This window comes from Asticcacaulis sp. (genome assembly GCF_051956075.1).
Lineage (GTDB): Bacteria > Pseudomonadota > Alphaproteobacteria > Caulobacterales > Caulobacteraceae > Asticcacaulis.
Genome location: NZ_JBQCGA010000038.1, coordinates 1 through 8,431, shown reverse-complemented (window position 1 = coordinate 8,431; position 8,431 = coordinate 1). Strand labels below are relative to the sequence as shown.

Below are 8,431 nucleotides of genomic sequence, written 5' to 3'. Positions count from 1 at the left end.
CTTTCTTTTTTTTTTACCGCCCCCGTTGGGTGGGGGGGTGGGGGGGTTTTTGTGGCGGGGGGGGGGGCCTCCGGACGGTTGGGTTGCCCCCTCCGTCACGGACAAGCCGTGACACCTCCCCCGCTAAGGCAGGGGAGGAGGGTTTCAGTCTTCGCCGTCCTCGTCCGCATCATCATCGTCTTCATGATGCAAGTCTCTGGCCACATCCGGCCGCATGAACAGCGCGTCGATCCGCGCCGCTTCATTAAAGCTCTCATCATGCACAAAGCGCAGGTCCGGCGTGAACTTCATGTCGATCATCCGGCCCAGAATACCGCGCAGGAACTTGGCGTGCCGGTTCAGCGCCGCCACGGCGGGTCCAACCTCATCGGCGGTGATCGTCACCCCGCCCAGCCCTGCGCCCAAAGGCTCCACATACACGGTCGCATGGCGCAGATCGGGCGAACAGCGCACCTCGGTGACGGTGATCGAGACGCCGTGCAGGTCGTCGTCATGGATGTCTTCTTCGCGCAGGATTTCGACCAGCGCATGCCGCACCAGCTCGCCGGCGCGCAACTGACGCTGGCTCGGCCCCTGCTCGGCGGGAGCGCGCCCATGCGTCTTGTGGGCAGAATGTCCTTGCCCTTTGTCTTTGGAATAGCTTCTCTTCATCCCGCCCATATAGGCGTTTTCGCCAAATTTTCTATCAAATAATACAACAACGATTTGCAGGGATACCCATGACCACAGCCAAACCGGCCTTCATACCCAGAATGGAGGGCCTCGACGCTTTGCGCGGCTTCGCCTTGCTCGGCCTGTTCCTCGTCCACATGCCCGAACAATATGAACTCTACTGGGCGCACCCGACGAAAGACCCGACGCAACTGATGTGGCACGACGCCATTTTCAACATCTTCGCGGGCAAATCGTTTTCGTTGCTGGCCCTGTGTTTCGGCGTCTCCTTCTTCATCATCATGGACCGCGCGGCGCAGCGCGGCGTCGATTTCACCGTCCGCTTCGTCTGGCGTCTGGCCCTACTGTTCGGCTTCGGCTGGCTGCACGGCCTGATCTATCGCGGCGACGTGCTGGACGTGCTGGCGGTGATGGGCCTGTTCCTGATCCCCTTCTATCGCCTGAAATCCAATGCCCTGATCGCCCTGATCGCCGTCTTTTTCCTGTTGCAGCCGGTCATGATCGTGCAGATGATCGCCGCCTTTGACGGCGCGCACTGGGCCAATCAGCCGCCGGGCTTCTGGAGCGCGGTCACGCCCGAAGCCTATCTGACCGGCAAGAGCTTCTTCGCCACCGTAGCGGCCAATCTCAGCGATGGCCGCCCGTTCAAATGGGACTTCATGTGGGAATCGGGCCGCCTGAGCCAGATTTTGGGCCTGTCGCTGATCGGCATGATCCTGGGCCGCATCGGCTTCTTCCGCCAGCCCGAGCGTTTTGTCAAAACCCGCCTGATCGGCATGGCCATCGCCGCCCTCGCCGCCGCCGTCCTGTGGTTCGGCAAGTCGGCGCTTTTGCCGCTGGTCCCGACCTCGGACGCCGTCTTCATGCCGCGATCCTTGTGGGAGTCGATGCTGTCCGGCTGGTTCGACCTCAGCCTGATGGCGGCGATGATGCTGGCCTTTTTGAACCTCTATTACAGCTTCGGCCATCGCCTGCTCGGCCTTCTGGCTCCGGCGGGCCGTATGACCCTGACGCTCTATATCGGCCAGTCGCTGATCTTCGTGCCGGTCTTCTACAGCTTCGGCCTCGGCCTGCACGCCAGCATGTCGCAATCGACGGCGGTGCTGATCGCCATCCCGGCCTTTATCGCCCAGGTGATCTTCGCCCACCTGTGGTTCAAACGCTTTTATTACGGCCCGCTGGAATGGCTGTGGCGCGCGGGCACCTATCTGACGCTCAAGGTGCCGTTCGTGCGCAAACCGAAACTTTCCTAGAGCGCGCATCTGGGTCCAAAAAGTGCGTCACACTTTTTGGGATGCGCTAGAAGCTCCGGCTTAAAGAGAGGTTCACCGACCGGCCGGGGCCGCGCAACGGCGTGAACGCCCCGGTCCAGTTGCTCGCCAGATAGGCGTCGACATTGACCCCGCCCAGCGGCAGCGCATAGGCGGTATCCAGCAGGTTCTCGACCGCCAGCGAAACGCGCATCGTCCTGCCCTGCCAGGCGGTGCGCAGATTGATCAGCGCATAGGCCCCGGTCTGCGGCTCCTGACGCAAGGGATCGACCCGGTCCTTCTTGGCTGCCGCCTCGATCTCGACCGCATTGCGCCACGGACCCATCGCCTGCTCCAGCGTCACCCGGCCATTGAGCGGCAGGATGTGATAGAGCGGCGCATCGTCCGTGGTGTTCTCGCCGTGCGTATAGCTGGCGACAACGTGCAGACTGCCCGCGCCGAACCGCGACGAATTCCAAAGCCCCGTGGTGAAATCGGCGTCCACGCCGTAAAGCGTCGCGGCTTCATTGACGAACTGAAGCTGGTTGATCGTGGCCAGACCGCTGACCCGGCTGTTGATCACCCGCACATCGATATAGTCGTCAACCTGCGTATAATAGGGCGTCAGCTTCAGCGACCAGCCGCCCTCGCCGGGCCTGCGCCACTGGCCGGACACCAGCGCGGTATGCGCGACTTCCGGGCGCAGGTTCTGATTGCCGACATAGGCGTTGCCATCGCCCGCCCAGTTGATCATTTCCGACGACATCCAGTCCGTGCCCCAGGCATAACGCTCATAAAGCCCCGGCGCGCGCGACTTCTGCGTCACCGCGACCTCATAGCTGGTGAAGGCGTCGGGCGTATAACGCGCCAGCAGGGTGGCGTCCCAGTCGCTGTCGCTGCGGCGGTGATCCTGCGCGTTAAAGGCGCTGGCCGCGCCCGCATACATCATATTGTAGCCGGAAACATCGTGCGTATCGCTCTTGACCTGATCGACTCGCACGCCCGCCAGCGTTGACCACTGGCTGCTAAGCTTGCTTTCCAGCTCGGCATAGGCGCCCAGACGATCGCGATGGCCGTCATTGATGTTGAGAAAGGTATTGGGCGCCATCATCATGGTCCCCGCCACCGGCGGCCACCAGTCGTTCAGGCCGAAATGATGCTGCTCGGCCCCAAGCCGCATCAGGCCCGCCTTGGTCGGAATCTCGAACTTCAGCTTCGCGCCATAATCGACGCCCCTTGTGTTCATCGGCATGTCCGGCATCATCATGGTCCCGGCCAGTTTCAGCTTGTCCGGGCCGATATTCATCAGGTGATGCACGACCTGCTCATAAGCCTCAGCCTCGACCCGGCCCCAGCTATAGCCGCCTTCGTAACTCAGATTGCCGAAGGTCGAATCGTTCTTGATCATGTCCATCTGCTGATTGGCGAAGCCCTGACCGGGCACGGAACGCACCCCGGCGCGGAAGGTGAGCAGATGGTCGCCATGACGATAAGCGAACAGGCCGCTTAGGTCGCGGGTTTTGAAATAGTTCGATGAGACCGTCCCGCCCTTGCCGTCCTTATAGTCGTCCGCGTCCTCGGCCCCGGCGTCGAGGCGGAAGCTCAGATGCTCCGAGGCCAGGGTGGCGTTGAGCGCGCCGCCGCGATCATCGGCATTGCTGCGATAGAAAACCGAAGCGTCGCCGGTCAGCAAGGTCTTGCCCGCCGCCGCGAACACCGGCGGCGCGGATGTGACCGTGATCGTCCCGGCCAGACTGTCGCCGCCTTCGGAGACCGGGGTGACGCCCGACTGCACGCCGATCGAGCCGGTCGAGGACGGCGAGATGTAGCTGAGGGACGGGTTCATATGGTTGGCGCAGGCCGAGGACAGGTCCATGCCGTCCACCGTCACGCGCACCCGGTCGTCATCAAGCCCATGCACGACCGGACGCCCCGACACGCCGCCCGCCGTCTGGATCGCCACCCCGGCGACGCCGGACAGCAGGCTGGCCGTATCGCTGGTCGCATCGCGCCTTGCGGGCAGGTCGGCGGCGACGCGCTGACCGCGCACAATGACTTCGGTGGGGCTTGTCTCGACGCCAAGACTTTGCGCCTGCGCGGCCACGGGCGCGAAGGCGGCGAGGATCAGAACGGACGAAACAGCGGCGGCATGCGACATGGCGGACTCTTCAAGGCAGGCATAAAGCCCGCCCTATAGGCCATCCATCCCGCCAAAACCCTTGGACAAATTGTCTAACCACCCCCCGCGCAGCGGCAACCCTCACCCGGCATGCACCGGCGATAGCGGTAGCGTGCGAAAGTCAGCTTCAAGCGACGGGAAGGTGGATTTCGTCACATCCACACCCATGCGACAGCCCTGCTCCACAAGAGGAGAGGGCGCGCTTGCCCTTAATGCCCCGGCGGCGGACCCACGAGGATGTCGCGTTTGCCGACATGGTTGGCCGGGCCGACCACGCCTTCCTGCTCCATGCGCTCCATCAGCGAGGCGGCGCGGTTATAGCCGATCTGCAATTTACGCTGGATATAGGAGGTCGAGGCCTTGCGGTCGAAGGTGACGTAATAGACCGCCTTGTCGTAAAGATCGTCGCCCGAACCGCCGCCTTCGCCCGGCCCGGCGTCCGAACCGCCCTCATCATCGCCGCCATAGGTGACGTCTTCGAGATAATGCGGCTGGCCCTGATCACGCAGGTATTGCGCCACGGCCTCGACCTCGCCGTCGGAGACGAACGGGCCGTGCAGACGGGTGATACGTCCGCCGCCCGCCATATAGAGCATGTCGCCCTGACCCAGAAGCTGCTCCGCGCCCTGCTCGCCCAGGATGGTGCGCGAGTCGATCTTGGACGTGACCTGGAACGAGATCCGCGTCGGGAAGTTGGCCTTGATCGTGCCGGTGATGACATCGACCGACGGGCGCTGCGTCGCCATGATCAGATGGATGCCGGCGGCGCGCGCCATCTGGGCCAGACGCTGCACCGCCCCTTCGATATCCTTGCCCGCCACCATCATCAGGTCGGCGACCTCATCGACCACGACGACCAGATAGGGCATGGGTTCGGGGACCATTTCGTCGAACTCATAGACGGGCTGGCCCGTCTCGTCGAAGCCGGTCTGCACCTTGCGCACGAAGTTCTTGCCCTCGGCGGCGGTGGCTCTGGCGCGCTCATTATAGTTGGCGATGTTGCGCACGCCGACCTTGGACATGCGGCGATAGCGGTCCTCCATCTCCTTGACGGTCCATTTCAGCGCGACCACGGCCTTTTTCGGGTCGGTCACCACCGGCGCCAAGAGGTGCGGAATGCCGTCATAAACCGACAATTCCAGCATTTTGGGGTCGATCATGATGAATTTGCACTGTTCGGGATCGAGCCGGTAGAGGATGGACAGGATCATGGCGTTGACGCCCACCGACTTGCCCGAACCGGTGGTCCCGGCGATCAGCAGGTGCGGCATCTTGGCGAGGTCGGCGATATAGGGTTCGCCGCCAATGCTTTCGCCCAGCGCCATCGGCAGGGTCTGGTTCGTCGCCTCATAATCCTTCGAGGCCAGAAGATCGCGCAAATAGACCGTCTCGCGCTTGTGATTGGGCAGTTCGATGCCGATGGCGTTGCGGCCCTGCACGACCGAGACGCGGCACGAACGCGCCGACATGTTGCGCGCAATATCGTCGGCCAGCGCGACGACGCGCGCGCCCTTCACCCCCGCCGCCGGGGCCAGTTCGTACAGCGTCACCACCGGGCCGGGGCGGATCTGGTCGATCACCCCCTTGACGCCGAACTCGGCCAGCACGCTTTCCAGCATACGGGCGTTCTGGCGCAGGGACTCCTCGTCATAGGCGTGACTGCGCGCCTGCGGCTTGGCCAGAATCGACAGCTCCGGCAGCCGGAAATTGCCCGGTCGCAGGAAGTCGAACTCCGGCTGTTTGGCCGGGGCGGCCTGCGGAGTCGGCTGCATCGGCCGGATGTCTATGGCCGCATCGCCATCGTCGAAATCGTCGTCAACCGGCGGCGCAAAGCGCGCGCTCGGCGCAATTTCCGGCTCCGGGCGCAGCGCCTCGTCCTCATCGTCCAGCGCCATGCGCGGACGGACCGGCGCGTCGAAACCGTCGGCCTCGCCTTCATCGACAAAGGTTTTGACCTTTTTGGCGCGTTTCGGGCGCGCGGGCGCCGCGTCCTCCGGGCTGGTGGCGCGGTGGGTGAAGCGGCCCATCGCCTCGGCCAGAATGGTGGCCGTCGCCTGACCGGCGCGCAAATAGGCGTCGAATTTCAGGCTGAAGGTCTGGTTGAAACCGAAGACGGCCAGACCGGCGAAGATCAGGCTGGCGATCAGCACGGCGCCCGGCAGGCGCATAAAGCCGAACAGCGCCGCCAGCAGATGATGCAGCCCCGCGCCCCAGAAGCCGCCAAGGCTCTGCGCCAGCACCGGATCGTCCGAGGTCTGCAAAGGCGCGATGGCGGCGGCCAGGGCCAGCACGAACAGCACGGCCCACAGCGCATGCAGGCGCAACCGCCCGCGCGTCTGATCGGGATCAGGATGAAAGACGCGCTGCAAACCGAAATAGACGAAAAGCGCGGCGGCGGGCCAGGCCGCCAGCCCCAGCGACTGCGCCGCGATATCGGCGACGATGGCGCCGGAATGGCCCAGCATATTGTGCACATCGCCGCTGGAGGCCGTGTTCAGGCTGGGATCGTCGGCATTATAGGTGGCCAGGGCCAGTATTCCGGCGCACCCGGCCAGGGCGACAAACGCCCCGCGCAGCCGCGCCATCGGGGTCGAGGTCCAGATATTGCGCGCGTGCGTCTCGAAAGCGCTCCAGAGGGTGGCGGTCAGGCTGGCCATATCGTCTGCGGTAACTTGTTAAAACAGGGGCGGAAACTCCTCCCTAGATGCCTGGCAAATGGTTAAAACCTGTTTACGATGTTGGCGTTTTGGGTCTGCTTTTTTTGGCGAGCGCGCATGTCGCATTGCGCTTTGCCGGGCGGCGTTTATGATGCGCGGCAGAGGTGCTTTCGATGAAAACTTATGATGTTGTGATTGTCGGCGCGGGCATGGCGGGCATGACCTTAGGTCTGGCCCTGCATCAGGGCGGCTTGCAGGTCGCTTTGGTCGAGCGCCAGAGCTTTGACGATCTTCTCGACACCGCCTATGACGGGCGCGCCTCGGCCATCGCCTATGCCTGTTTCCGCCAGTGGAAGGCGCTCGGCGTCGGCGACGCGCTGGAGGCGCATGCCTGCCGCATGGACGAGATCATGGTCACGGACGGCCACCTGCCCGGCGCGGCCTCGCCCAAACCCCTGCCCTTCTTCCTGCATTTCACCGCCAGCGAGATTTCCGACCGCACCGGTGACGAGCCGCTCGGCTACATGGTCGAGAACCGCCAGACGCGCAAGGCGCTCTATGAGGCGGTGACGCAGCGCGGCATCGACCTCTACTGCCCGGTCACGATCACCGACAGCCGTGAAACCGCCGCGATGGCGGAGATCGACCTCGATACAGGCGTAACCCTGCGCGCGCCCCTGATCGTGTCCGCCGAGGGTCGCCGCTCGTCTTTGCGCGACAAGGCGGGCATCCACTATATCAATTGGGCCTACGACCAGAGCGCCGTGGTCTGCACCGTGAAGATGGAACGCCCGCACAACCACGTCGCCTACGAACACTTCCTGCCCACCGGCCCGTTCGCCATCCTGCCCCTGACCGAGAACCGCGCCTGCATCGTCTGGTCGGAAAAACACGCCAAGGCCAAGGCTTTGATGCAGGTGCGCCACGACCTGTTCCACGATCACCTGATGCAGCGCTTCGGCGATTTCCTCGGTCAGGTCGAGCTGATCGGCAAGCCCTTCCTCTATCCGCTGGGCCTCGGTCTGGCGGCGCAGATGCACAAGGGTCGTCTGGCCCTGCTGGGCGACGCGGCGCACGGCATCCACCCGATCGCCGGTCAGGGCCTCAATCTCGGCCTCAAGGACGTGGCGGCCCTGTCCGAAGTGCTGATCGAGGCGGCGCGTCTGGGCGAAGACCTCGGCTCGGACCTGGTGCTTGAGCGCTACGCCAAATGGCGGCGCTTTGACAATATCTCGACCACGGCGATCATGGACGGTTTCGTGCGCCTGTTCTCCAACGACAACCCCCTGATCCGCACCGCCCGCGACGTCGGCATGGGCCTGTTCAACCGCGTCCCGGCCTTGCGTAAGTTCGTGATGGAGGATGCGGGCGCGGCGACGGGCGATTTGCCGAAGCTGCTGAAGGGGGAGTTGGTTTAAGGCAAGGGGTCAATCGACCTGAACCGCCCCGGGTTTGCCGGAGGCTCCCAACTCTGAGAGAGTGGAGCGATGACAAACCAACGGAAGTTACCTCATTTTTCGTCTGAAGTTCGCGCTCGTGCGGTTCGCATGGTGTTGGAGCACGAGAACGATTATGGGTCTCAATGGCAGGCGATCTGCGCGATAGCGCCTAAGATCGGCTGTGCGAACGAGACGTTACGCGCCTGGCTTCGGCAGTCCGAAGGCAAGCCCATT

At 63.8% G+C, this 8,431-nt stretch carries 5 protein-coding genes and 1 pseudogene; 3 read left to right on the top strand and 3 right to left on the bottom strand.

Features of this window, described 5'->3' with window-relative positions; all coding sequences use genetic code 11:
- Positions 1 to 144: 144 nt before the first annotated feature.
- A complete protein-coding gene (gene rbfA, locus ACTHLA_RS10500; protein ID WP_440188498.1) occupies positions 145 to 660 on the bottom strand; it encodes a 30S ribosome-binding factor RbfA in 516 nt (171 codons plus the stop codon).
- 59 nt (positions 661 to 719) lie between these two features.
- Here rbfA and ACTHLA_RS10495 point away from each other — a divergent pair, with 59 nt between their 5' ends.
- Positions 720 to 1,925 carry a DUF418 domain-containing protein gene (locus tag ACTHLA_RS10495; RefSeq protein WP_440188495.1) on the top strand — a complete coding sequence of 402 codons (1,206 nt, stop codon included), beginning with the start codon at positions 720 to 722 and terminating at the stop codon, positions 1,923 to 1,925.
- Between the two features lie 46 nt (positions 1,926 to 1,971).
- Here the strand turns inward: ACTHLA_RS10495 and ACTHLA_RS10490 are convergent, their stop codons facing one another.
- Together ACTHLA_RS10490 and ACTHLA_RS10485 are read right to left on the bottom strand one after the other, a co-directional pair.
- On the bottom strand, positions 1,972 to 4,080 hold the full coding sequence (locus ACTHLA_RS10490; RefSeq protein WP_440188492.1) for a TonB-dependent receptor: 2,109 nt from the start codon (positions 4,078 to 4,080) through the stop codon (positions 1,972 to 1,974).
- A 230-nt stretch (positions 4,081 to 4,310) separates the two neighbouring features.
- On the bottom strand, positions 4,311 to 6,758 hold the full coding sequence (locus ACTHLA_RS10485; protein ID WP_440188489.1) for a DNA translocase FtsK 4TM domain-containing protein: 2,448 nt from the start codon (positions 6,756 to 6,758) through the stop codon (positions 4,311 to 4,313).
- A gap of 173 nt (positions 6,759 to 6,931) precedes the next feature.
- Between ACTHLA_RS10485 and ACTHLA_RS10480 the strand changes: the two genes are divergently transcribed.
- Together ACTHLA_RS10480 and ACTHLA_RS10475 are read left to right on the top strand one after the other, a co-directional pair.
- Entirely contained in the window at positions 6,932 to 8,176 is a 1,245-nt protein-coding gene (locus ACTHLA_RS10480; protein ID WP_440188486.1) for a UbiH/UbiF/VisC/COQ6 family ubiquinone biosynthesis hydroxylase, read from the top strand.
- Positions 8,177 to 8,245: 69 nt separating this feature from the next.
- Positions 8,246 to 8,431: pseudogene (locus ACTHLA_RS10475) on the top strand (IS3 family transposase); the annotation flags it as partial.

Coding starts and splice junctions, on each gene's coding strand:
- ACTHLA_RS10490 (WP_440188492.1), bottom strand. CDS start 4,080: ATGTCGCATGCCGCCGCTGTTTCGTCCGTTCTGATCCTCGCCGCCTTC.
- rbfA (WP_440188498.1), bottom strand. CDS start 660: ATGGGCGGGATGAAGAGAAGCTATTCCAAAGACAAAGGGCAAGGACAT.
- ACTHLA_RS10480 (WP_440188486.1), top strand. CDS start 6,932: ATGAAAACTTATGATGTTGTGATTGTCGGCGCGGGCATGGCGGGCATG.
- ACTHLA_RS10495 (WP_440188495.1), top strand. CDS start 720: ATGACCACAGCCAAACCGGCCTTCATACCCAGAATGGAGGGCCTCGAC.
- ACTHLA_RS10485 (WP_440188489.1), bottom strand. CDS start 6,758: ATGGCCAGCCTGACCGCCACCCTCTGGAGCGCTTTCGAGACGCACGCG.